The sequence below is a fragment of the Nonomuraea maritima genome (assembly GCF_900100395.1).
Classification (GTDB): domain Bacteria; phylum Actinomycetota; class Actinomycetes; order Streptosporangiales; family Streptosporangiaceae; genus Nonomuraea; species Nonomuraea maritima.
The window spans coordinates 97,630-121,955 of record NZ_FNFB01000022.1 but is presented as its reverse complement, the minus strand read 5'-3'; the positions used below and the strand labels follow the sequence as shown (position 1 = coordinate 121,955).

Here is a 24,326-nt window from a genome sequence, read left to right as displayed (position 1 = left end):
GCCGTTCAAGTTCCTGTCAAATTGACCGGTCTTGCTCGATCTGCGGGAATTAATCCCTGCCCCCTTTCGGGGACAACCCCTCTAACTTACCAGCCACTCGACCGATCCGCGAATCGATCTCGTGGCCCGCAGGTCACGAAGGAGATTACCTCTGCGGCAACACACAACACACCTTTATCACCGGAGTGAAGGGAGGGGTTGTGCCGCACCGCGTCGGCTCCACAAGATTAGCAGCGCTTCCCGGTGTCCCGGACCGCTTCGCATCCTTGGTGGGCAACAGAACGATCACGACCGAACATAGACTCCCCACGTGAACAGCAACACGCCGCCAGTGGCGAAGAAGGTCCCGACGAAGCGTACGCATCACGGTGACGTCGTCATCGACGAGTACGCGTGGCTCGGCAACAAGGAAGATCCCGACACGACCGCCTATCTCGAGGCGGAGAACGAGTACGTCGAGCAGCAGACGGCGCATCTGTCCGAGCTCGAGGAGCAGGTTTTCCAGGAGATCAAGGGCCGTACCCAGGAGACCGACCTGTCGGTCGCCAGCCGCAAGGGCGCGTGGTGGTACTTCACGCGTACGGAGGAGGGCAAGCAGTACGCCGTCTCCTGCCGGGTGCCGGCCGACGGAGACGCGCCACCGGAGATCGTCCCGGGCGAGTCGCTCGCCGACGAGCGCGTGATCCTCGACGGCAACGAGCTCGCCGGCGACAGCGCGTTCTTCTCGATCGGTACGAGCTCGGTCTCGCCCGACGGCACGATGCTCGCCTACTCGACCGACTACAAGGGCGACGAGCGGTTCACGCTGCGGTTCAAGAACCTGGAGACCGGCGAGCTCCTCCCCGACGAGATCACCGACATCTTCTACGGTGGCGCCTGGTCGGCCGACGGCTCGACGTTCTTCTACACGCGCGTCGACGACGCCTGGCGCCCGTACCAGGTCTACCGGCACACCCTCGGGTCCCAGGAGGACGCGCTCGTCTACGAGGAGAGCGACGAGAAGTACTGGGTGGGCATCGGGCTCACCCGCAGCGAGCGCTACCTCGTGCTGAGCGCGGGCAGCAAGATCACCAGTGAGGTGCGGATCCTCGACGCGACCGACCCGACGGGTGAGTTCCGCGTCGTCCGGCCGCGCACCGAGGGCGTCGAGTACGGCGTCGAGCACGCGGGTGACTTCTTCTACGTCCTGCACAACGCGGACGCCGAGAACTTCGAGCTGGCCACCGCGCCGCTCGACGACCCCGGCACGTGGACGCCGCTCGTCCCCCACCGCGACGACACCCGGCTGCTGGAGATCGACGCGTTCTCCGACCACGCCGTCGTGCACTTCCGCCGCGACGGGCTGACCGGGCTGCGGGTGCTTCCGTACGGCGGCGACGGGGGGACGTGGCACGAGCGGGTGGAGGCGTCGGCGCGGAACGCGTACGAGATCGACTTCCCCGAGCCGCTCTACAGCGTGGGCCCGGCCGGCAACCCCGAGTTCACGACCACGCGGCTGCGACTGTCGTACACCAGCATGATCACCCCGCCGAGCGTGTACGACTACGAGCTCGACACTCACCGGCTGATCCTGCTCAAGCAGCGGCCGGTGCTGGGCGGCTACGACCCGGCCGACTACGAGCAGTTCCGTGAGTGGGCCCTGGCCGAGGACGGCACGAGGATCCCCGTGTCCATCGTGAAGCGCAAGGACGCGGCGAGGCCCGCCCCGACCCTGCTGTACGGCTACGGCAGCTACGAGACCTCCATCGACCCCGGCTTCTCCGTGCCGCGCCTGTCCCTGCTCCACCGCGGGTTCGTCTTCGCGATCGCCCACGTGCGGGGCGGCGGCGAGATGGGCCGCCGGTGGTACGAGGAAGGCAAGCTGACGAGGAAGCGCAACACGTTCACCGACTTCGTGGCCGTGGCCAGGCAGCTGAAGGCGACCGGCTGGAGCTCGCGGGTGATCGCGCGCGGCGGCTCGGCGGGCGGCCTGCTCATGGGTGCGGTGGCCAACCTGGCACCCGAGGAGTTCGCGGGCGTGGTCGCGGAGGTACCGTTCGTGGACGCGCTGAACACCATCCTCGACCCGTCGCTTCCGCTGACGGTGATCGAGTGGGACGAGTGGGGTGATCCGCTGCACGACCCCGATGTCTACGCCTACATGAAGAGCTACTCGCCGTACGAGAACGTGGACGGCCGGACGTACCCGCCGATTCTGGCCCGTACGAGCCTGAACGACACGCGTGTGCTGTACCACGAGCCGGCGAAGTGGATCGCGAGGCTGCGGGCGACGGCCGACGGCGGGCCCTTCCTGCTGAAGACCGAGATGGGCGCGGGGCACGGCGGGCGGAGCGGACGCTACGACGCCTGGCACGAGGAGGCGTTCGCCCTCGCGTGGATCATCGAGAGAGGAACGGCATGACCTACCGGGCCGACGAGCGGCGTTACGAGCGCCAGCCGTACAATCGGAGCGGGCGCAGCGGGCTGAAGCTGCCGGTGGTCTCCCTGGGCCTGTGGCACAACTTCGGCGACAACCGGCCGATCGAGACCTCCCGCGCGATCCTGCGCCGGGCGTTCGACCTCGGGGTGACGCACTTCGACCTGGCCAACAACTACGGCGTGCCGTACGGGTCGGCCGAGCGCACCTTCGGGCGCGTCATGCGCGAGGACTTCGCCCCGTACCGCGACGAGCTGGTGATCTCCACCAAGGCCGGGTACGACATGTGGCCCGGCCCGTACGGTGACCTGGGGTCGCGCAAGTACCTGCTGGCCAGCCTCGACCAGTCGCTGCAGCGCATGGGCCTCGACTACGTGGACATCTTCTACAGCCACCGTCCCGACCCGGAGACGCCGCTGGAGGAGACCATGGGGGCGCTCGACCGGGCGGTGCGCTCGGGCAAGGCGCTGTACGCGGGCATCTCCAACTACACGCCGGAGCAGACCGCCCAGGCCACCCGCATCATGCGGGAACTCGGCACGCCGCTGCTCATCCACCAGCCGTCCTACTCGATGATCAACCGCTGGATCGAGGACGGGCTGCTCGACGTGCTGGAGGAGGCGGGGATGGGCTGCATCGTGTTCTCGCCGCTGGCGCAGGGGCTGCTGACCGACCGCTACCTCGACGGGGTGCCGTCCGATTCGCGGGCGGCGACGAGCCGGTTCCTCAGCGAGGACCGGATCAACCGCGACCTGGCGCGCGACCTCAACGAGATCGCGCGAGGCCGGGGCCAGACGCTGGCGCAGATGGCGCTGTCGTGGACGCTCCGCGACCCGCGGGTGACGAGCGTGCTGATCGGCGCGAGCAGTGTGCGGCAGCTGGAGGACAACGTGGCCTGCGTCGACGGACCCGTGTTCACCGAGGACGAGCTCCAGTCGATCGACAAGGTCACCGAGCGCCACCTCTGATGTCAGAGGGCCTCGTGCCGCTGGAGGTAGGTGAACGAGGCCCAGCCCGGCAACACCGGCAGCCAGAACGTGAGCAGCCGGTGCAGCAGGACGGCCGAGGTGGCCAGCTCGCGGGGCAGCCCGGCGAGGGTCAGCCCGAGGATGAGCGCCGCCTCGACCGCGCCGAGGCCGCCGGGCGTGGGCGCGGCCGAGCCGATGGCGTTGGCCGTGAGGTAGACGACGGCGACGGCGGTGAAGCTGATCTCACCGCCGAACGCCTGCACGCAGGCGTACAGGCACACCACGAACGCGATGGTGATCATGAGGGTGCCGATGCTGGCCTCGACCATCTTGCGCGGCGATTGCAGGACGTCGAGCAGCCGCGGCAGCACGTTGGAGAACAGGCCGCGCAGCCGCTTGTTGATCAGCCGGCGCAGCGGCGGCAACCCGAGCACCACCACGGCGAGCAGCGCGACCGACAGCAGCGCGAGGACGAGCCCGCGTGACGGCGTGAACGAGGTGGCCGTGTTGGAGCCGGTGATGTAGGCGAACAGCAGCAGCAGCGCGATGTGGAAGACCAGCATGATGAGCTGGGACGCGCCCACACTGGCCACCGCGCTCGCCGGCCGGATGCCCCGTTTCTGCAGGTAGCGCGTGTTGATCGCGACGCCGCCCACGGCCGCGGGCGCGACGAGCTTGACGAACGACGACGCCAGCTGGACGAGCACCGTGCGCCACAGCGGCAGGTGCTCGGGGACGAACCCGCGCAGCATGAACGCGGCCGCCACGAAGCTGACGAACGAGGCGACCAGCGCCACCCCCGACCAGGCCCAGTTGGCCGTGGTGACCACCGTGTAGACGTCGACCTGGCTGAGCTGGGAGAGCACGATGTAGGCGGCGATCGCGCTCAGGATGATCGTGATGAGCGTGCGGGGGCGGAAGCGTTCGAGGCGGACCTCTTCGACCTTGCCCTGCGGCTTGAGCGCGACGATCTGCTCGCGCAGGCCGGGCAGCACCTTCTTGTTCTTCGCGAGGGCCGCGCGGGTCTCTCTGGTCAGGGCGATGCGCTGGAGCAGCGGCATGGCGGCGGCGAGCGCGTCGGGGCCCATCACCGCCGCGGCGGCGCGCACCGAGCGCTCGGGGCCGACGCGCAGCGCCAGGTAGGTGAGCAGCTGGGCGACGTCGAGCCGGAGCAGCAGGTCGCCGGCGGCGATCTCGCCGCTGCGCGGGTCGGTCAGCACGATGCGTCCGGCGCGGTCGAGGTGGATGCCCTCGCCGGTGAGGCGGCGGTGGGCCAGCCGCTGGATCTGCAGCAGCCCGACCTGCTCCCAGATCTGGGCGAGCAGGTCGTCGTCGATCTCGTCGTCGGGCACGTCGTCGAGCGGACGGGTGTCGAGGTGCTCGTAGGCGAGCAGCGCGGCCTCGGTGCCGATCTCGCTCGTGCCGAGCAGGCGGGGCGTGCTGGCGCCGGCCGCCTGGGCGGCGTACGCCATGAGGGCCTCGCGTTCGAGCTCGGCGCGCAGCGACCGGATCGCCCGGCGCCTGGTCTCGGAGTTGAGCCTGATGCGCCGCCACAGCCGGTACGGCAGCCCGGCCACCTGGCGGTCGCGGTCGAGGACGGTGACGTCGAGGCTCGTGCCGTCCTCGAGGCCGATGGCGTAGCGGCGGCTGCCCTGGTGGTCGTCCTCGATGCGGCGGGCCGTGATCGGGGAGAACGACAGCTTGCGCAGGGCGGCGACCACGGCGCTGCCGGGCGGGCGGGTGTTGGGGCTGCCGACTCCGTACAGGGTGGCGTAGCCGATGGCCATGCCGACCAGCACCGTGACGACGGCGCTCGGGATGGTGATCTGCCGGCCGGAGAAGAACGCGAGGATGTAGAGCGCGATTGTGGTCCACATCAGCATCCGCCACGTCGGACGGCGGGAGATGCGGACGGCGGTGGCGTACGCGACGACCGAGGTGAGCAGCGTGTTGAGCGGCTCGATCATGCGGTCGCCGGTGAGCAGCACGCGCAGGTCGTCGAGGGTGCCGGAGACGAGCCACTGGCCGAGCAGGAACGAGCCCGCCATGCCGACGATGGCGGCGATCAGCCCTTCGGCGACGCGCAGGCCGTCGCGGTGGAAGACGCGCTCGACGGCGAACGCCGCGGGCACGATGAGCACGGCCGCGCCACCGAGGAAGGCGGCGATTCGACTGAGCAGCGGGACGAGGTCGGCGCCCTCCTTGACGTCGGCCTCGAGGCCGTTCAGCGTCTGCTTGGCGACCAGGGCGAGCAGGATGACGGCGCCGAGCACGACGAGCGTGGCGATGAAGCGCAGCAGGTCGGAAGGGCGGCGCAGGCGTTGGGGCAGCAGGGGCTCGACGACGTAGACGTCGGTGTCGGAGCGCGGCTCACCCCCGGCGGGATCCTCTGTCGAGAGGTCCTCCGTGTCATCTCGTTCGCTGATATCGGCCACCGACAGCGATTCTGCACCTTCCCGGCCGGACCATGCGTGGTGGAACTTCTCCATCGTCGCCCGCCGCAGGGGGCAGGCTACACGGTCGGGTTCGCACGTTCACCTCACTATCCTCCACGACGGGCGCCGGGCGCGATGTCCTGGGGAAAAGGCAGCGCGGGCCGCCGCTTAGGCTGGGGCGCATGTCGGGTGCACTGAGTGTTGTGGGGGCGTGTCCGCTGGACTGCCCGGATGGCTGCTCGTGGGTCGTCACCGTGGAGGACGGCAAGGCCGTCAAGATGCGGGGGAACCCCGACCATCCGTACACCAGAGGCGCGCTCTGCGTGAAGGTCAACCGTTATCTGGAGCACACGCGGGCCGACGACCGCATCCTGTACCCGATGCGGCGTACCGGGCCGAAGGGGTCGGGGCAGTTCGAGCGGATCTCCTGGGACGAGGCGCTCGACGAGATCTCCGTACGGCTGCGGGCCATCGTCGACGAGCACGGCGGCGAGGCGATCTGGCCCTACCTGGGCACCGGCACGCTGGGCTACCTGCAAGGGTGCGAGGGCGTGGCCGGGCGGCGGTTCTGGAACGTGCTGGGCGCGTCCAAGCACTGGCTGAACATCTGCTCGGCGGCGGGCAGCACCGGTCTGCGGCGCACGCTCGGCAACGCGGGCGGCATGGACCCGGAGAACTTCGCGCTGTCCAAGCTGATCCTGCTGTGGGGCACGAACACGCTGACCAGCGGCCATCACCTGTGGAAGTTCATCCAGGACGCCCGCGCGAACGGCGCGTACGTCGTCGCGATCGACCCCATCCGCACGAGGACCGCCGACCAGACCGACGAGCACCTGGCGATCCGGCCGGGCACGGACGCGGCGCTCGCGCTCGGCCTGCTGAACGTCGTGCTGGCGGAGAACGCGCAGGACGAGGAGTTCCTGGCCGCGCACACCGAGGGCTGGGAGCAGTTCAGGGAAGAGATCCTGAGCTACCCGGTCGAGCGGGTGGCGGAGATCACCGGCATCCCGGCCGAGGCCGTCCACAGGCTGGGGACGCGGCTGGCGCACACCAGGCCGACCGCGCTGCGGGCCACGCACGGCCTGCAGCGGCACGCGGGCGGCGGCACGGCGCTGCGCACCATCGCCTCGATCCCCGGCGTCACCGGCGACTGGCGTCACCCGGGCGGCGGGGTCGCGTACTCGACCAGCGATCACGTCCACCTGACCATCGACACCCGCGACGACCTGCTCGCCCGGCCGGTCCGCACGCGAGTGATGACCAAGATCGCCTCACAGCTCGACGATGTGAAGTGCCTGTGGGTGTACGCCGCCAACCCGGCGGGCTCCTCGCCCGACGCGAACGCGATCAGGCGGCAGCTCGCCCGCGACGACCTGTTCACGGTGGTCGTGGAGCAGTTCCCGACCGACACCGTCGACTACGCCGACATCGTGCTGCCCGCCACGATGCAGATCGAGCACTACGACCTGCACGCCGGCTACGGACACATGTACCTGGCGTGGAACGAGCCCGCCGTCGAGCCGCCCGGCGAGTGCCTGTCGACGACGGAGACGTTCCGGCGGCTGGCGGCCCACATGGGCCTGAAGGAGCCGTCGCTGTACGACTCCGACCTCGAGCTGGCCGAGCAACTGCTCGCGAGCGGGCATCCCTCGATGGAGGGCATCACGCTCGACCGGCTGCGCAAGGAGGGCTGGGTGCGGATGAACTACCCCAAGCCCTTCGCGCCGTTCGCCGAGGGCTTCCCGACGCCGTCGGGCCGGCTGCGCTTCCCGCCGGCCGGCCAGGCGTACGTGCCGTCGCACACGGCGTCGGCCGACCGCTCGGTGTACCCGCTGACGCTGATCACGCCGGCGTCGCACATGTTCCTCAACACGACGTTCGGCAACAACCCTGAGCTGCGGCGACGGGCGAAGGACCCGGTGGTGCTGGTCCACCCGGCCGACGCGGAGGCCCGGGGGCTGACCGACGGGCAGCGCGTCCGCGTGCACAACGAGGGCGGCGAGTTCCTGGCCGACGTCGAGATCAGCGACCGGGTGGCTCCCGGGGTGGTGGCCTCGCCGAAGGGCCGCTGGCCGAAGTTCAGCCCCGGCGGCGCCAACCCCAACGCCGTCGTGGCCGAGCGCGACGGCGACATGGGCAGGGGGCCCGCCTTCCACGACAACCTGGTGGAGCTCAGCCCCGTCTCATAGGGCCAGCTTGAAGCCGACGTGCGACTCCGCGAACCCGAGGTTGCCGTAGAAGCGGTGGGCGTCGGTGCGCGCCTTGTCGGAGGTGAGCTGCACGAGCACGCAGCCGCGGGCCCGCGCCCGGTCGATCCCCCACTGGATCATCTTGCGGCCGAGCCCCCCTCCGCGCGTCGAGGCCGCCACCCGGACGGCCTCGATCTGGCAGCGTTCCGCGCCGAGCCGTGACAGCCCGGCGAGGTACGTGAGCTGCATCGTGCCCACCACCTTGCCGTCCACCTCGGCCACGATCAGCTCGTCGTAGGGGTTGGCGTCGATCTGGTCGAACGCGGCGAGGTAGCGCTCGTCGGACGGGTCACCCTCGCGCTGCGCGCCGAGCGGGTCGTCGGCCAGCATCGCCACGATGGCGGGCAGGTCCTCCCTGCGGGCCTGGCGGAAGACCAGCGACAGGACGAACTCCGTCTCCGGGGTGTCGGGGCCGTCCTCGCGGGTGAGGGCGCCGGTCCTGCCGCTCGGCACGAACCCCTTGCGGGTGTAGAAGGCGCGGGCTCCTTCGTTGCTGTCGACCACCCACAGCCGCACCCGTTCTGCGGCGTTCTCGCGGGCCCAGGCGAGGGCGGCGTCCACCAGCCGGGAGCCGACACGGGCGGCTCTGGCCTCCGGCGCCACCCACATCGACAGCAGGTGGCCGCCGGTCTCCTCCATGCGCAGGCACACGAGTCCGGCGTCGGCGCCGTCGTCGGTCCGGGCCACCCACCACCGCGCCGCCGGGTCGGCCAGGCGTTCGGCCCAGGTCTCGGGCGGGAACGCGACCTCGCGGTCGTAGCTGGAGGCAAAGGAGGTGGGCGCGTCGTTCAGCGCGCGCAGCCGGATGTCCCGCAGCCGGGGTCCTTCGTCCGCTCCCAGGGGGACAATGTCAATCTTGCGATCCGTTTTCGTCATGGCCGAATCATGTCAGGGACGGTTCAGGGTCCGTCCCCGATGCCCCTCGGGCAGGTCGGGGGACAGCATGAGGTCATGAACGAAATCAGTCGACGCGATGAGGTCTCGCTGTCCGGCGCCGCGCTGCGCGGCGCCCCGTGGAAGGCCGCCGCCATCGGCGGCGGCGCCGTGTCCGCGACGAGTTTCGGGCTCGGCCTGATCTCCGGCGGCGGCGACCTGCCGTGGGCTCTGGGGCTGGGCATCAGCTTGTTCGCGCTGATCGCGGCGATCGGCTCGGTGGCGCGGCCGCACGACGGCGACCGGGTGACGCGCCAGGCCCGGCTTTGGTCGTTGCAGCATCCCTGGCGGTTCTCGCTGCTGCCCGCCGGCATGGTGGCCGTGCTGGACTACCCGGTGCAGCTCGTCCTGGACGGCGACGGAGTCTTCGGCGCGGCCGTGGACGCCGTGTGGCAGGGCGCCCTCGTCTATCTGATCACCGGCGTCCTCACCATGACCCTGAAGGGCCGGGCGAACGACGCCCGCTGACCGCTCAACTCGCGGACGCCTGCCGCTCGGCCGGCGTCCGCGCACGCGGACCTGAACCGTCAAGCGAAGGTTCGCAGGCCGACGACGCCCGCGAGGATCAGGGCGATGAAGAACAGGCGGGCCGCGGAGGCCTGGTCGCCCAGCAGCAGCATGCCGAGCACCGCCGTGCCTGCCGCGCCGACGCCGGTCCAGACGGCGTAGGCGGTGCCGACCTCGAGGGTCTTGAGCGCGTACGACAGCAGCCCGAAGCTGAGCAGGGCCGTGGTGACGAACGACAGGGTCCACCACACATGGGTGAACCCGTTGCTGAGCTTGAGTGACAGCGCCATGGCGACTTCGAAGAAGCCCGCCAGGACCAGGACGACCCATGCCATCGCGACTCTCCCGTGTTGTCGAGATCCAGGGATGCGTCGTCTTGGCGTCTCCGGGTACGGCGCGTCTCGTCCGGGAGCCGTCTGGCTCATGAGGGGGAACGACCCCCGCATGAGGATCATTCCCACCAGATGGTGACCCACCGGTCGCGCGGCACGGGCCACATGCCGAGTTCGAGCGCGGTCGCCGCCACCTCGTCGGCCCTGGCGGGGTCGAGGCAGGCCCGCCGGCACGCGCTCTCGGCGAGCTCCTCCAGCGAGTCGAAGCGTTCCAGCGGCGCCTCGCGCTCCTCCACCTGGACGGCGTACCCGAGCGCGGCCGCCAGCGCCACGCAGTCTTCTGCGATGGGCCGCACCGGACGGTCGACGCCGTGGAAGTGCTGCCACAGCGGCGTCATCCAGCTCATGGGATGGCGGTGGGTCAGCTCGAGCACGACCCGGCCCTTCGTGCGGCTGTCGAGCGCGCGCAGGAAGTCGGCGAGGTCGGGGACGTTGTAGATGACGTGCGCGCACACGGTCACGTCGGCCACCGGCACCCGGTCGGCCACGTCGGGCCAGCGGCCCTCGACCGTGGTGACGGGGACGGCCACCTTCTCGGCCCGCGCGGTCAGCTCGTCGAGCATGGCCCGCGAGGTGTCGACCGCGTACAGGTGACCGATGCGGCCGTGCAGGGACAGCGAGGAGGCGCCCGCGCCGGCCCCCACGTCGAGCAGCGTGCCGCCTTCCGGCAGCGCCTCCGCCAGGCGCAGCGCGGTCGGCCCGTCGTCGGGCGCGGCCAGGGCCAGGTCGGTACGGGTGCCGAACCTCTGGGGAGAGTGGCTCCACGGATCGGCGGGGGCTTTGGCCAGGATCTCGGCCGGGATGGCCCAGGATTCCAGTCGCTCCCGCCAGCGTGCGGCGAGTTCTTCGGCGTCCATGAGGACGAGCATGCCATGCATGCCCGTGGTTACCCGCGGGTAGCATTCGAGAGTAAGGTTACTCGCCGGTACAAACCCCTCGGTTCAAGGAGATCGACGCCCATGGGCCACTACAAGAGCAACCTGCGCGACCTTGAGTTCAACCTGTTCGAGGTGTTCGGCAGACGCGAGATCCTCGGCACCGGGCCCTTCGCGGACGTGGACGAGGACGTCGCCCGCACGATCCTGGACGAGGTCAACCGGCTGGCGACCGGCGTGCTCGCCGACTCCTTCGAGGAGGGCGACCGCAACCCGCCCGTGTTCGACCCGGCGACCAGCTCGGTGAAGGTGCCCGAGGGCTTCAAGAAGTCGTACCAGGCGCTGGTTGAGGGCGGCTGGGCGCACCTCGACCTCCCCGTCGGCCTCGGCGGCCCCGGCATCCCCCGCAGCCTCGCCTGGGCCGCCGCCGAGATGGTGCTCGGCGCGAACCCCGCCCTGTACATGTACGCGGCCGGCCCCAACTTCGCGTACACGCTGTGGCGGCTCGGCACCCCCGAGCAGAAGCGCTTCGCCGAGCTGGCCATCGAGCGTGACTGGGGCGCCACGATGGTGCTGACCGAGCCTGACGCCGGCTCCGACGTCGGCGCCGGCCGGGCCAAGGCCGTGCGGCAGCCCGACGGCACCTGGCACATCGAGGGCGTCAAGCGCTTCATCACCAGCGCCGAGCACGACATGACCGAGAACATCTTCCACCTCGTGCTGGCCCGCCCCGAGGGCCACGGCCCCGGCACCAAGGGCCTGTCGATGTTCCTGGTGCCGAAGTACCACGTCGACCTCGAGACCGGCGAGCTCGGCGAGCGCAACGGCGTCTACGTCACCAACGTCGAGAAGAAGATGGGCCTGAAGGTCTCCACGACCTGCGAGCTGACCTTCGGCGACAAGCACCCGGCGGTCGGCTGGCTCGTCGGCGACGTGCACGAGGGCATCAAGCAGATGTTCATGGTCATCGAGCACGCCCGCATGATGGTCGGCACGAAGGCCATCGCCACGCTGTCCACCGGCTACCTCAACGCCCTCGAGTACGCCAAGGCCCGCGTGCAGGGCGCCGACCTGACCCGCATGACCGACAAGGCCGCCCCGCGGGTGACGGTGACCCACCACCCGGACGTGCGGCGCGAGCTCATGCTGCAGAAGGCGTACGTCGAGGGCATGCGAGCCCTGGTGCTCTACACCGCCACGTTCCAGGACACCCTGCTGGTCGACCCGGACGACCGTGACGCCCACGAGATGAACGACCTGCTGCTGCCGTTGATCAAGGGCGTCGGCTCGGAGCGGTCGTACGAGCTGCTCTCGCGCTCGCTGCAGACGCTGGGCGGCTCGGGCTACCTGCAGGACTACCCGATCGAGCAGTACATCCGCGACGCCAAGATCGACTCCCTGTACGAGGGCACGACGGCGATCCAGGGCATGGACCTGTTCTTCAGGAAGATCCTGCGCAACCAGGGGGCCGCGGTCGGCCGGCTGCTGGCCGAGATCGGCGCTTTCGCCGGGTCGGACGCGGGCAACGGCCGGCTGAAGGAGGAGCGCAAGCTGCTCGCCGAGGCCGCCGCCGAGGTGAAGGCCATGGGCGACACCATGGCGGGCTGGGCGCTCGGTTCGCTGGAGGCGCCGGCCGAGGTCCACAAGGTCGGCCTGAACACGACCCGGTTCCTGCTCGCGCTGGGCGACCTGGTGATCGGCTGGCTGCTGCTGCGCCAGGCCGAGGTGGCGCTGGCCCGGCTGGCCGAGCGCGAGGACCCGTTCTACCAGGGCAAGGTCGGCGCGGCGTCGTTCTTCGCGAAGACCGTGCTGCCCCGGCTGGCCGCCGAGCGGCAGGTGCTCGCCTCCACCGGCCTGGAGCTCATGGAGCTCCCTGAGGAGGCCTTCTAGGGGGAACGTCGGCAGGACGCCCGCCCACAGGGGCGGGCGTTTTGTCATGAAAAGTGGGGACTCGACGGAATAGCGGGCGGCTGGGTCTTGTAGCGTCCCGGCCATGAGTTCGTCTACCCACGACCACCCGCTGCCTCCGCCGCGGATCGAAGAGGTGTCCGACGGCGTCTACGCCTACCTGCAGCCCGACGGGAGCTGGTGGATCAACAACACCGGCTTCCTCGCCGGGCGGCGCGGCGTCATCTGCGTCGACGCCTGCTCGACCGAGCGCCGTACGCGGGCGTTCCGCGAGGCCGTCGGCACGGTCAGCGACCGGCCGATCACCACGCTGATCAACACCCACCACCACGGCGACCACACCTTCGGCAACTGGCTGTTCCCCGAGGCCACGATCGTGGGCCACGAGGGCGTCCGCGAGCAGATCATCGCCGACGGCGTCCCGAGCTACCTCGGCGCCTGGTCGCCGGACGTCGACTGGGGCCACCAGGACCCGGTGCCGCCGTTCCTGACCTACACCGAGGGCGTCACCGTCCACTCCGACGACCTGCGCTGCGAGGTCCGGCACGTCGGCGTCGCCGCCCACACGACCAACGACTCGTACGTGTGGATCCCCGAGCGGCAGCTGCTGTTCTCCGGCGACCTCGTCTTCAACGGCGGCACGCCGTTCGTCATGATGGGCTCCGTCGCGGGCGCGATCCAGGCTGTCGAGCACCTCAGGGGGCTCGGCGCGCAGACCATCGTGCCCGGGCACGGCGGCGTGTGCGGGCCGGAGGTGTACGACCGGGTCGAGGGTTATCTGCGGTTCGTCCAGGAGACCGCGCGGCGCGGCAAGGAGGCGGGGCTGACCCCGCTGGAGACGGCCCGCGAGACCGACCTCGGCGAATGGGCCGGCCTGCTCGACTCGGAGCGCATCGTGGGCAACCTGCACCGCGCGTACGCCGAGCTCGACGGGCAGCCGCTCGGGGCGCCGATCGACCTGGCCGCCGCGGTGTTCGACATGATCACCTACAACGGCGGCAGGCCGTTGTCCTGCCTGGCGTGAACACCGCCCTGACCCGGGTATGACCCTGGCTGTACTCGCCGTTTGCCTGGAGGCAGCCCATGGGTGTCGGGGTCAGCATCTTCTTTCTCACGCTCGGCGCCATCCTGAGGTTCGCGATCGAACCCGACGTGTTCGGAGAGGCCGTCCACATGGATATCGTGGGCCTCATTTTCATGATCGTCGGAGGGGTCGGCGTCGTGCTGAGCATCGTGCTGGCCCCGAGGCGGGGCCAGACGTCGGACGGCCGGCTCATGCACCGCGAGAACCGGCCGCCGGAGGTCTAGAGGCGAAGCTGCGCGGCCGCGCGCGAGGCCAGGATCGGCTTGATGCGCTCGGCGATGACGGCCTGGTGCCGGGGGTCGTCGCGGTAGACGAGGTAGTCGTCCTCGCTGTCGAAGTCGGCCACCACCGCGAAGTCGGCGTTGCCCTGGTTGATGCCCGCGTCGGCCGAGGCGGTGAAGGCGCGGATCTGCGGGATGAGACCGGGCAGCTCGGCGAGCCCGGCGGCCACGGCGGCCTTCTGCTCGTCGGTCGCTTCGTCGGTCCAGGTGAACAGCACGATGTGGCGGATCATGCGGTCACTTTATCGACGTGCCGAGGTATTCGAGCGAGCGGCCCGCACTCCGGCCGGGGGCGGGAGTAACGACCCCCCGCGCTCTCGGTGGGGACGGGATGTATTCGAAGCGGCCGCCCCGCGCTCTGGGAGGGCGGGTGCGGGTGTCCCGCCACGGCGGCCGCGCGGAAGAGGGGTCCTTCCGCGCGGCCGCCGGTGCCGGGTTCAGCTCCAGGCGATCATGCGCAGCGGGTCCTCCAGCATGGCGCCGACGTCACGCAGGAAGAACGAGCCGAGGTCGCCGTCCACGATCCGGTGGTCGAACGAGAGCGACAGGGTCGCCACCTTGCGCACCGCGAGCTCGCCGTCGACCACCCACGGCATGTCCCTGATCTGGCCGAAGGCAAGAATGGCCGCCTCGCCGGGGTTGATGATCGGGGTGCCGCCGTCGACGCCGAACACGCCGACGTTGGTGATCGTGATCGTGCCGCCCGCCATCTCGGCCGGCTGCGTACGTCCGGCCCTGGCCGTCTCCGTGAGCTCGGCCAGCGCCTGGGCCAGCTCGGGCAGCGACAGCAGGTGAGCGTCCTTGATGTTGGGCACCACCAGGCCACGCGGGGTGGCGGCGGCGATTCCCAGGTTCACGTAGTGCTTGACCACGATCTCGGGGTTCTTCTCGTCCCACTCCGAGTTGATCATCGGGTGGCGGCGCGCCGCGATCAGCACCGCCCTGGCCACCAGCAGCAGCGGCGAGACCTTGACCTCGGCGAACTCGGGCAGCTGCCGCAGGCGCCGCACCGCCTCCATCGTCTCGGTCATGTCGACCTGCAGGAACTCGGTCACGTGCGGGGCCGTGAACGCGCTGGTGACCATGGCCGTGGCGGTCATCTTGCGCACGCCCTTGACCGGGACGCGCTCCTCCCCCTCCGACCGGGGGACGGTCGTGCGGGGAGCGGCCGTGCCGCGCTGCGCCGCGGCGTGCACGTCGTCACGGGTGATCGAACCCGAGGGGCCCGTGCCCGTGACGGACGACAGGTCGACGCCCATGTCCTTGGCCAGCTTGCGTACCGGGGGCTTGGCCAGGACGGACGGGCGCGGCGGCGCGGGCGGCGGGGTGGCGACCTCGACCCGCGACGGGTTGGCCACCGGGGTGGCCGGGATGCCGCGCGCGGCCTCCTTGCGGGGACGCCGCCTGGTGGCGCCGGTCTTGACGCCGTAGCCGACGAGGACCGACTGGCGTTCCTCCTTCGGCGCCGGGCTGCCGTAGGCGCCCGGTTCGACCGCGCCCTCCGCCGGCGGGTTGGGCACCAGGTCCTCGACCCGCGCGGCCGTCTCCTCGGCCGGGCTCACCGGCTCGCCGCCCGGCTCCGAGGTCTCGACGGCGATGATCGGCGTGCCCACGTCGACCGTGCGGCCCTCGTCGGCGAGCAGGCCCGCGACCACGCCGTCCCACGGGATCGGCAGCTCGACGATGGACTTCGCCGTCTCGATGTCGACGACGATCTGGTTGACCTTGACCTCGTCACCCGGCTTGACGTGCCAGCGGACGATCTCGGCCTCCGTCAGGCCCTCCCCGACGTCGGGGAGCTTGAACTCACGTCGCATCGTCATCCCCTCAGTAGCCGAAGGCACGGTCGACGGCGTCGAGCACGCGGTCAAGGTCGGGCAGGTAGTGCTCCTCCAGCTTCGACGGGGGGTAGGGGGTGGAGAACCCGCCGACGCGCAGCACCGGCGCCTCCAGGTGGTAGAAGCACTGCTCGGTGATCCGGGCCGCGAGCTCCGCGCCGAAGCCGCTGTTGACCGGCGCCTCGTGCACGACCACGGCCCGCCCGGTACGGCGTACCGACTCCATGACGGCGGGCTCGTCCAGCGGGTTGAGCGAGCGCAGGTCGATGACCTCCAGCGAGCGCCCGTCCTCTGCCGCGGCCGCCGCGGCCTCCAGGCAGGTCTTGACCATGGGGCCGTACGCCAGCAGCGTGACGTCGGACCCCGCGCGTACGGTCGTGGCCGTGTGCAGCGGCTTCCACCACTCGGTGGAGGCGGTGTCGATGTCGGCCTTCTCCCAGTAACGCCGCTTCGGCTCGAAGAAGATCACCGGATCGTCGCTGCGGATCGCCTGCTGGATCATGGAGTACGCGTCGGCCGGGTTGGAGCAGGACACGACGCGCAGACCGGCCGTGTGGGTGAAGTACGCCTCGGGCGACTCGCTGTGGTGCTCGACCGCGCCGATGCCGCCGCCGCAGGGGATGCGGACGACGACCGGCAGCTTGATCGCGCCGAGCGAGCGCATCGGCATCTTGGCCAGCTGCGTGATGATCTGGTCGGCGGCCGGGAAGACGAAGCCGTCGAACTGGATCTCGCACACCGGACGGTAGCCGCGCAGCGCGAGACCGATCGCGGTGCCGATGATGCCCGACTCGGCCAGCGGCGTGTCGATGACGCGGTCCTCGCCGAAGTCCTTCTGCAGCCCGTCGGTGACCCGGAAGACGCCGCCGAGCTTGCCGACGTCCTCTCCCATGATGAGGACCTTGGGGTCGTCCTCCATGGCCTTGCGCATGCCCTCGTTGAGCGCCTTGGACAGGGTCATCACGGTCATGACGCCGCTCCCTCGGGGGTAAGGGCGAGTCGGCTTCGCTCAGTCACGGAACCCCTCCAAGTACGTGGCGAACTGGGCGCGCTCCTGCTCGATGAGGGCGTGGGGCTCGCTGTAGACGTGGTCGAAGATGGCGAGCGGCTCAGGGTCGGGCATCGCCAGGCAGCGTCTGCGCAGGTCAGCGCCGAGCTGGTCGGCCTCGGCCTCCACGGCGTCGATGAACTCCTGGTCGGCCAGCTCGTTCTTGAACAGGTAGGCCTTGACCCGCTCGATCGGGTCCTTGAGCTTCCATGCCTCGAGCTCGCTCGCCACGCGGTAGCGCGTCGGGTCGTCGGTGGTGGTGTGCGCCCCCATGCGGTACGTGAACGCCTCGACGAGCGTCGGCCCCTGCCCGGTGCGGGCCGCTTCGAGCGCCTTGCGCGTCACGGCGAGGCAGGCGAAGACGTCGTTGCCGTCGACGCGGACGCCGGGGAACCCGAAACCGGAGGCGCGGCGGTAGAGGGGGATGCGGGTCTGCTTCTCCAGCGGCTCGGAGATGGCCCACTGGTTGTTCTGGCAGAAGAACACGATCGGCGCGTTGGTGACGCTCGCCCAGATGAACGACTCGTTGACGTCGCCCTGGGAGGTGGCGCCGTCGCCGAAGTAGACGATGGTGGCGGCGTTCGCGTCGTCGCGCTGGACGCCCATGGCATAGCCGACGGCGTGCAGCGTCTGGCTGCCGATCACGATCGTGTAGAGGTGGAAGTTGTGCTCCTTGGGGTCCCACCCGCCGTGGTTCACACCCCTGAACAGGCCGAGCAGCTTCACCGGGTCGACCCCGCGGCACCAGGCCACGCCGTGCTCGCGGTAGGTGGGGAAGGCCATGTCGGAGTCGGTGAGCGCGCGGCCAGAACCGATCTGGGCCGCCTCCTGGCCCAGCAGTGAGGCCCAGATGCCGAGTTCGCCCTGGCGCTGCAGGGCCACGGCCTCCAGGTCGACGCGCCGGACGAGCACCAGGTCGCGGTAGAGCGACCGGACCTCCTCGGGCGTCAGGTCGATGTCGTAGTCGGGATGCTCGACCCGCTCCCCTTCGGGGGTTAGCAGCTGGACGAGATCCGGGGGTGCCTCAGCACCTCGAGAGGCGTCGATTGTCACGTGCCACTCCTGCTGGTCAGGGCCGGTCGTCGATGGGGTTGCCACCTTAGCCAGGCCGCCTTCGCGACGAACCTCAAGGTGGGGGTTCGTACGCTATTGGGGCCATCGTGGCAGACATCACAGCCCGGTGCGCAAGCCCCATGTCCTCCCCGTTCCCGATGTGCAGTCGGCCACACGCGCCTCCATCGCGTCCTTCCGCGCCGGTAGGCTGTCTTTCCCAACATCCCGCCATTCCAGGAGGAACGCAGTGGCCCGCGTCATCGTGGACGTCATGCTCAAGCCGGAGATCCTCGACCCGCAGGGTCAGGCGATCGCCAGGGCGCTGCCCCGGCTCGGTTTCTCCGGTGTGTCGTCCGTGCGCCAGGGCAAGCGCTTCGAGATCGACCTGGAGGGCCCGGCCGACGACGCCGCGCTCGCCGAGGTGCGCAAGATGGCGGAGACGCTGCTGGCGAACACTGTGATTGAGGACTACACCGTCCGGGTTCAGGGGTAGAAGTCACTTTTGGGGCACTGATTTCCCCGTGGGTGGTTAAAGTGGGATTCTGGCGTGCCACAATCCCACGGGCTTGCCAACACTAAATAACAACAACGTGATTTTGCGGTTAGCCCCGATTTCACAGGGAAACCTACTCCAGGTGACATTCCGGAGCCCGGAGGAGTCCGGTGGATATTGAGTTCTCGTTGGCCCTGCCTCGGGATGCGATCGGCATACCGATGGTCAGGCGGGTGCTGGGCGACGCCATGCGTTCACTCAACGTGAGTGAGACCTGCATCGCCGACATGCTGCTCGCCGTGTCCGAGGCTTGCTCCAACGCGGTCCGGCACGGAGGGCCGGCCAACCGCTACGAGGTGTCGGCGTCGATCGGCTACGGCCAGTGCGACGTCCGCGTCGCCGACAACGGCGACGGCGTGCCGACGATGCCGCCGTGCTTCCCGCCGCCCGACACCGAGAACGGCCGCGGCCTGCTGATCATGCGATCGGTGGTCGACGAGATCTCCTTCGGCATCACGCCCGGCCGGGGCACCACGGTCCACCTGCGCAAGCTGCTCGCCTGGGACGACGAGGCCGAGGCCCGCCCCCGCGAGCTGGCCGCCGTCTGACCCCGCGCCCCTTCTGACCTGCGTCTCCTCGGGCGCCCCGAGTCGATACGGACCACGGCGCCGTACCCGTTAGGCTGATGAGACCGCCGCTGACCACCGTCCACCCCGAGTGACGGTGGCGCGTGCGCGCGCATCCTCGGAGGGGACGACTGTCATGAGCGCTGCCCGTGTGGGCGTAGTCACGTTTCCAGGAACTCTCGACGACCAGGACGCCGCCAGAGCCGTACGCCTCGTCGGCGCTCAGGCGGTCCCGCTGTGGCACGCCGACCGCGACCTGAAGGGAGTCGACGCCGTCTTCCTGCCCGGCGGCTTCTCCTACGGCGACTACCTGCGCTGCGGAGCCATCTCGCGGTTCGCGCCGCTCATGGAGGAGCTCGTCCCGGCCGCCCAGGCCGGCCTGCCGGTGATCGGCACGTGCAACGGGTTCCAGATCCTGTGCGAGGCGCACCTGCTGCCCGGCGCGCTGGTCCGCAACGCCTCGCTCCACTACGTCTGCCGCGACCAGAAGATCCGCGTCGAGCAGACCGCGACCGCCTGGACCAACTCCTTCGCCTCCGGCCAGGAGATCGTGCTGCCGGTCAAGCACGGTGAGGGCCGCTACGTGGCCTCCGCCGACACGCTGGCCGCGCTCGAGGCCGGCGGCCACGTCGTCTTCCGCTACGTCGACGGCAACCCCAACGGTTCGCTCAACGACATCGCCGGCATCCGCAACGAGGCCGGCAACGTCGTCGGGCTCATGCCCCACCCCGAGCACGCGGTGGAAGAGCTGGTCGGCGCCCCGAGCACCGATGGCCTGGGCTTCTTCACGTCCATCCTCAAGAACCTGGTGAACGCATGACAGACAGTGTCCAGCGGGCAGCGGAGACCCCTGACGAGCCGATGCCCTTCGCCGAGCTGGGGATGAAGCAGGACGAGTACGACCGGGTCAAGCAGATCCTGGGCCGTCGTCCGACGGGCGCCGAGCTGGCCATCTACAGCGTCATGTGGTCCGAGCACTGCTCCTACAAGTCGTCGAAGGTGCACCTGCGCCAGTTCGCCACCAAGGCGCCGAAGTCCGAGGCGCTGCTCGTCGGCATGGGCGAGAACGCCGGCGTGGTCGACATCGGCGACGGCTGGGCGGCCACGTTCAAGATCGAGTCGCACAACCACCCGTCCTACGTCGAGCCGCACCAGGGCGCGGCCACCGGCGTCGGCGGCATCGTCCGCGACATCATGTCGATGGGCGCGCGCCCGATCGCCGTCATGGACGCCCTGCGCTTCGGCGCGGCCGACGCGGTCGACACCCGCCGGGTGCTGCCGGGCGTGGTCGAGGGCATCAGCCACTACGGCAACTGCCTGGGCCTGCCCAACATCGGCGGCGAGGTCGTGTTCGACCCCTGCTACATCGGCAACCCGCTGGTCAACGCGCTGTGCGTGGGCCTGCTGCGCAAGGACCAGATCAAGCTGGCCACCGCGCCAGGCCCCGGCAACAAGGTCGTGCTGTTCGGCGCCTCCACCGGCCCCGACGGCATCGGCGGCGCGTCCGTGCTGGCGAGCGCGACGTTCGAGGATGAGTCGCAGGCCAAGCGGCCCGCCGTGCAGGTGGGCGACCCGTTCATGGAGAAGCTGCTCATCGAGTGCTGCCTGGAGCTGTACGCCGCCGACGTCGTCGTCGGCATCCAGGACCTCGGCGCGGCCGGCGTCTCCTGCGCCACCACCGAGCTGGCCGCCAAGGGCACCGGCGGCATGGACGTCGACCTCAACCTGGTTCCGCTGCGTGACCCCTCGCTCAGGCCCGAGGAGATCCTCATGAGCGAGTCGCAGGAGCGGATGATGGCCGTGGTCCGGCCCGACGACATCCCGGCGTTCATGGCGATCTGCGCCAAGTGGGACGTCCCTGCCACCGTCATCGGCGAGGTGACCGACACCGGCCGCCTGGTGATGACGTGGGACGGCGAGGTCATCGTCGACATCCCGCCGGGCACCGCCGCCGACGAGGGCCCGGTCTACGAGCGGCCGTTCCACGAGCCCGCCGGGCAGGCCGCGCTCAACGCCGACACTCCCGACCACCTGGAGCGCCCGGCCGATCTGCGCGAGACGCTGCTGAAGCTGCTCGGCTCGCCCAACCTGGCCTCCAAGGAGTGGGTGACCTCCCAGTACGACCGCTACGTCCGGTCCAACACTGTGCTGGCGCAGCCGGCCGACTCCGGCATGCTGCGCATCTCCGAGGCCATCGCCGGGGCCGAGCCGACGACCCGCGGCATCGCGCTGTCCACCGACGGCAACGGCCGCTACGCCAGGCTCGACCCGTACGCGGGGGCGCAGCTGGCGCTGGCGGAGGCGTACCGGAACGTGGCGGTGACCGGGGCCAAGCCGCTCGCCGTCACCAACTGCCTCAACTTCGGCTCCCCCGAGGACCCCGAGGTCATGTGGCAGTTCGCCGAGGCCGTACGCGGGCTGGCCGACGCCTGCAAGACGCTCGGTGTGCCGGTGACCGGCGGCAACGTCTCCTTCTACAACCAGACGGGTTCGACGGCCATCCACCCGACGCCCGTCGTGGGCGTGCTCGGCGTCATCGACGACGTCGCCAAGCGGGTGCCGACCGGGTTCACCGCCGAGGGGCTGCGGGTCGTGCTGCTGGGCGACACGCACGACGAGTTCGGCGGCTCGGAGTGGGCGCACGTCGTCCACGGTCACCTGGGCGGGCTGCCGCCGCGGGCCGACCTGGAGGCCGAGCAGGCGCTCTCGACCGTGCTCGTCGAGGCGGCCGCCCGTGGGCTGCTGGAGGGCTCGCACGACCTGTCCGACGGCGGTCTCGCCCTCGCGCTCGCCGAGTCCTGCCTGGCGCAGGGCGTCGGGGCGTCCGTCGAGCTGTGCGGTGACGCGTTCACCGAGCTGTTCAGCGAGTCGGCGGCACGCGCGCTCGTCGCGGTGCGGCCGGAGGCGTACGACGAGTTCGCCGCGCTGTGCGCCCGCCACGACGTGCCCTGCTACGGGCTGGGCGTCACCGGCGGGGCTTCGCTGGTCGTGAAGGACAGGTTCGAGGTGCCTGTCGAAGAACTGCGGGCGAAGCACACGGCGACGCTGCCCGCACTGTTCGGCTGATGATCCACCGAAGGACCGGTACGGGGTTCGTACCGGTCCTTCGGCATTTGACCAGCTATTGGTAAGCAATTGAGTAAAAGTACGCATTGGTAGGTACTTGGTCTTAGGGATAATCAGGTTTGTGTCAACCCCTGATCAAGCCCCGTACCTGCCGTCGGCCACCCAACCCGTACGAGGTGTGGTCTGGCTCATCCATCTGGCACTACCGCTCCTCGGGTTGTGGCTGCTGCTGGCGCAACCCTCGGTCAACATCTTCTGGCAGCACAACCCCAGCCACTTCTGGATGATCCTCGTGGTCGCCGGCATCAGCGTCGTGCTCGGCTTCCAGGTCAGCGAGGCGTCGCGCAGGCGGCGGGACGCGCGGCTGATGCTCGTGTCCATGGTGTTCCTGAGCAGCGCCGGGTTCCTGTTCCTGCACGGCCTGGCCACGCCGAAGATCATCCTGCCCGCGGGTTCCGTCGGGTTCGATCTCGACCACCAGGTGGGGCTCACGGTCGCGGCCGCGTTCGCGTTCGCCTCGGCGCTGCCGCTCGGCGAGCGGGCCGCCAAGGCGGTGCTCGACTCCCAGCACATCATCCGCGCCGCGCTCATCGGATTCATGGTGCTCTGGGGCGTCGTGTCGCTGGTGCCGGGCCTGACGCCGCTCAGCGACCCGCCCTCGATCTCGCCGATCCACTGGGTGCCGTGGGCGTCGGCGCCCGCCCTCGTGCTGTTCGTCGCGGCCGGCGTGATGATGTTCATGCTGCACCGGCGGCGGCCCTCGGCCATGCTGGTCAGCCTCATGACCGCGTACGCGCTGCTGGCCGAGGCGGTCGTCGCGGGCATGTCGCAGCTCAACTGGCACCTGTCGTGGTGGGAGTGGCACCTCCTGCTCACGCTGGCCTTCGTCTTCGTCGCCTACAGCGCCTACCTGCAGTTCAGGCGCGAGGGGTCGAGCGCCGGCCTGTTCGACTCGGTGGCGCTGTCGAGCACCGTACGGCGCATCCGGCGCGACTACGACGAGGCGCTGGAGGAGATGGTCGAGCACGTACGCCGGGGCGAGCCGCTCGCCGCGCAGCGGCTGTCGGGCAAGTTCCGGCTCAACGAGGGCCAGGCCGCGGTGCTCGACCGGGCGGGCGAGGCGCTCGCCCGCGAACGCGAGCTGACGGAACGGCTCTCGGCGCTCGTCGAGGTGAGCGCGCAGACCAGGGTCGGCCTGCCCGAGGACGAGCTGCTGACCTCGTCGCTCGACCGGGTGCGGCAGGCGTACGGCGACGTCAAGATCGCTCTTGTGTCGGAGGGCAAGGCGCAGGTCGGGTCGCGCGAGTACACGTTCAAGGACACGAACCCGATCCGCCGCGGCGAGCTGCTCGCCTTCCCGCTCACCGTCAAGGGCAACCTGGCCGGCGTGCTGGAGGTGCCCGTGGGCGGCACGCGCCAGGACGAGGCGCTGGCGGCGACGCTGGCCGGCCAGCTGTCCATCTCGCTGGAGAACGCCCGGCTCTACCGCGAGCTGGACACCCTGTTCCACCAGTACATGTCACCCGACGTGGCGCACGCCCTGCTCGCCGACCCGTCGCAGGCGGCGCTCGGCGGCGAGCTCAAGGAGCTGACCGCGCTCTTCGCCGACCTCAAGGGCTTCACGACGTTCTCGGAGAAGGTCACGCCCGCCGAGATCGTCGAGATGCTGAACCGCTACCACACGGCCGCCGTGCCGTGCATCCTCAACAACGGCGGCACGATCGTGCAGTTCGTCGGCGACGCGCTGCTGGCCCTGTTCAACGCGCCCGCCACGCAGCCCGGCCACGCGCGGGCGGCCTGCCAGGCGGCCCTCGAGATGCAGCGGGCCGCCGAGCAGGTGGCCGAGGAGATGGCCTGGAAGCGCGACGACATCGAGTGGCCACGGTTCCGCGTGGGCATCAACACCGGCCCGGCGCTGGTCGGCAACATCGGCAGCCCCGAGCTGCGCGGATTCAACGCGATGGGTGACTGCGTGAACGTGGCCGCCCGGCTGGAGGGCATCGCCGAGCCCGGCACGGTCGTCATCGGCCAGACGACGCTGCGGCAACTGGGCGACGGCGCTCAGGTGCAGTCGCTCGGGCCGCTGAGCCTGAAGGGCAAGGAGGAGCTGGTCACCGCGTACGTTCTAACCGACCTGCAATAAAAGAACAATGT

General features: G+C 70.2%; 20 protein-coding genes and 1 riboswitch. Of the genes, 12 read left to right on the top strand and 8 right to left on the bottom strand.

All coding sequences use genetic code 11. The features are described 5' to 3' along the window. The first annotated feature begins 310 nt into the window (after positions 1 to 310). Positions 311 to 2,401 (top strand): S9 family peptidase, encoded by a 2,091-nt coding sequence (locus tag BLR04_RS28400; RefSeq protein ID WP_090770952.1) that lies wholly within the window; start codon positions 311 to 313, stop codon positions 2,399 to 2,401. Continuing rightward, entirely contained in the window at positions 2,398 to 3,384 is a 987-nt protein-coding gene (gene mgrA / locus BLR04_RS28395) for an L-glyceraldehyde 3-phosphate reductase (protein WP_090770950.1), read from the top strand. Before BLR04_RS28400 ends, mgrA begins: the two co-directional genes overlap by 4 nt. 2 nt (positions 3,385 to 3,386) lie before the next feature. Here the strand turns inward: mgrA and BLR04_RS28390 are convergent, their stop codons facing one another. Further along, the gene (locus BLR04_RS28390) at positions 3,387 to 5,819 is read right to left on the bottom strand and encodes a lysylphosphatidylglycerol synthase transmembrane domain-containing protein (protein ID WP_245740613.1); all 2,433 of its coding nucleotides are present in this window, start codon (positions 5,817 to 5,819) and stop codon (positions 3,387 to 3,389) included. A gap of 182 nt (positions 5,820 to 6,001) precedes the next feature. Between BLR04_RS28390 and BLR04_RS28385 the strand changes: the two genes are divergently transcribed. Continuing rightward, positions 6,002 to 8,008 (top strand): molybdopterin-containing oxidoreductase family protein, encoded by a 2,007-nt coding sequence (locus tag BLR04_RS28385; protein WP_090770946.1) that lies wholly within the window; start codon positions 6,002 to 6,004, stop codon positions 8,006 to 8,008. Here the strand turns inward: BLR04_RS28385 and BLR04_RS42620 are convergent. After that, positions 8,003 to 8,944, bottom strand: a complete 942-nt coding sequence (locus tag BLR04_RS42620; RefSeq protein WP_090770944.1) for a GNAT family N-acetyltransferase — start codon at positions 8,942 to 8,944, stop codon at positions 8,003 to 8,005. The genes BLR04_RS28385 and BLR04_RS42620 overlap by 6 nt on opposite strands. A gap of 75 nt (positions 8,945 to 9,019) precedes the next feature. On the opposite strand from BLR04_RS42620, the gene BLR04_RS28375 reads away from it, so the two are divergent. After that, positions 9,020 to 9,469, top strand: a complete 450-nt coding sequence (locus BLR04_RS28375) for a hypothetical protein (protein ID WP_176903325.1) — start codon at positions 9,020 to 9,022, stop codon at positions 9,467 to 9,469. A 59-nt stretch (positions 9,470 to 9,528) separates the two neighbouring features. Here the strand turns inward: BLR04_RS28375 and BLR04_RS28370 are convergent, their stop codons facing one another. Both BLR04_RS28370 and BLR04_RS28365 read right to left on the bottom strand, forming a co-directional pair. Beyond that, positions 9,529 to 9,843, bottom strand: coding sequence for a DMT family transporter (locus BLR04_RS28370; protein ID WP_090770942.1), 315 nt, complete (start codon positions 9,841 to 9,843; stop codon positions 9,529 to 9,531). A gap of 30 nt (positions 9,844 to 9,873) precedes the next feature. Further along, a riboswitch (guanidine-III (ykkC-III) riboswitch) is annotated at positions 9,874 to 9,936 on the bottom strand. 23 nt (positions 9,937 to 9,959) lie between these two features. Continuing rightward, positions 9,960 to 10,757, bottom strand: coding sequence for a class I SAM-dependent methyltransferase (locus BLR04_RS28365; RefSeq protein ID WP_245740612.1), 798 nt, complete (start codon positions 10,755 to 10,757; stop codon positions 9,960 to 9,962). Between the two features lie 102 nt (positions 10,758 to 10,859). Between BLR04_RS28365 and BLR04_RS28360 the strand changes: the two genes are divergently transcribed. The 3 genes from BLR04_RS28360 (at position 10,860) to BLR04_RS28350 (ending at position 13,991) form a co-directional block, all read left to right on the top strand. Further along, positions 10,860 to 12,665, top strand: coding sequence for an acyl-CoA dehydrogenase (locus BLR04_RS28360; protein WP_090770938.1), 1,806 nt, complete (start codon positions 10,860 to 10,862; stop codon positions 12,663 to 12,665). 103 nt (positions 12,666 to 12,768) lie between these two features. Then, positions 12,769 to 13,707 carry an MBL fold metallo-hydrolase gene (locus BLR04_RS28355; protein ID WP_090770936.1) on the top strand — a complete coding sequence of 313 codons (939 nt, stop codon included), beginning with the start codon at positions 12,769 to 12,771 and terminating at the stop codon, positions 13,705 to 13,707. Between the two features lie 59 nt (positions 13,708 to 13,766). Next, entirely contained in the window at positions 13,767 to 13,991 is a 225-nt protein-coding gene (locus BLR04_RS28350) for a hypothetical protein (protein ID WP_090770934.1), read from the top strand. Here the strand turns inward: BLR04_RS28350 and BLR04_RS28345 are convergent. The 4 genes from BLR04_RS28345 to pdhA form a co-directional block, all read right to left on the bottom strand. Continuing rightward, complete coding sequence (locus BLR04_RS28345; protein ID WP_090770932.1) at positions 13,988 to 14,281, bottom strand: Dabb family protein; 294 nt, start codon at positions 14,279 to 14,281, stop codon at positions 13,988 to 13,990. The two genes, BLR04_RS28350 and BLR04_RS28345, sit on opposite strands and share 4 nt — an antisense overlap. A gap of 204 nt (positions 14,282 to 14,485) precedes the next feature. Next, positions 14,486 to 15,865, bottom strand: coding sequence for a dihydrolipoamide acetyltransferase family protein (locus BLR04_RS28340; RefSeq protein WP_176903324.1), 1,380 nt, complete (start codon positions 15,863 to 15,865; stop codon positions 14,486 to 14,488). 10 nt (positions 15,866 to 15,875) lie between these two features. Then, a complete protein-coding gene (locus BLR04_RS28335; RefSeq protein ID WP_090770928.1) occupies positions 15,876 to 16,856 on the bottom strand; it encodes an alpha-ketoacid dehydrogenase subunit beta in 981 nt (326 codons plus the stop codon). 39 nt (positions 16,857 to 16,895) lie between these two features. Then, the gene (gene pdhA / locus BLR04_RS28330) at positions 16,896 to 17,987 is read right to left on the bottom strand and encodes a pyruvate dehydrogenase (acetyl-transferring) E1 component subunit alpha (RefSeq protein ID WP_090770926.1); all 1,092 of its coding nucleotides are present in this window, start codon (positions 17,985 to 17,987) and stop codon (positions 16,896 to 16,898) included. A gap of 247 nt (positions 17,988 to 18,234) precedes the next feature. On the opposite strand from pdhA, the gene purS reads away from it, so the two are divergent. The 5 genes from purS (at position 18,235) to BLR04_RS28305 (ending at position 24,315) form a co-directional block, all read left to right on the top strand. After that, a complete protein-coding gene (purS, locus tag BLR04_RS28325; protein WP_090770924.1) occupies positions 18,235 to 18,480 on the top strand; it encodes a phosphoribosylformylglycinamidine synthase subunit PurS in 246 nt (81 codons plus the stop codon). Positions 18,481 to 18,650: 170 nt separating this feature from the next. Then, positions 18,651 to 19,088, top strand: coding sequence for an ATP-binding protein (locus BLR04_RS28320; protein WP_245740611.1), 438 nt, complete (start codon positions 18,651 to 18,653; stop codon positions 19,086 to 19,088). Positions 19,089 to 19,242: 154 nt separating this feature from the next. Next, a complete protein-coding gene (purQ, locus tag BLR04_RS28315) occupies positions 19,243 to 19,926 on the top strand; it encodes a phosphoribosylformylglycinamidine synthase subunit PurQ (protein ID WP_090770920.1) in 684 nt (227 codons plus the stop codon). Further along, positions 19,923 to 22,172 (top strand): phosphoribosylformylglycinamidine synthase subunit PurL, encoded by a 2,250-nt coding sequence (purL, locus tag BLR04_RS28310; RefSeq protein WP_090770918.1) that lies wholly within the window; start codon positions 19,923 to 19,925, stop codon positions 22,170 to 22,172. The genes purQ and purL overlap by 4 nt, the downstream gene beginning before the upstream one ends. A gap of 121 nt (positions 22,173 to 22,293) precedes the next feature. Then, entirely contained in the window at positions 22,294 to 24,315 is a 2,022-nt protein-coding gene (locus BLR04_RS28305) for an adenylate/guanylate cyclase domain-containing protein (protein ID WP_245740610.1), read from the top strand. Positions 24,316 to 24,326 lie beyond the last annotated feature (11 nt).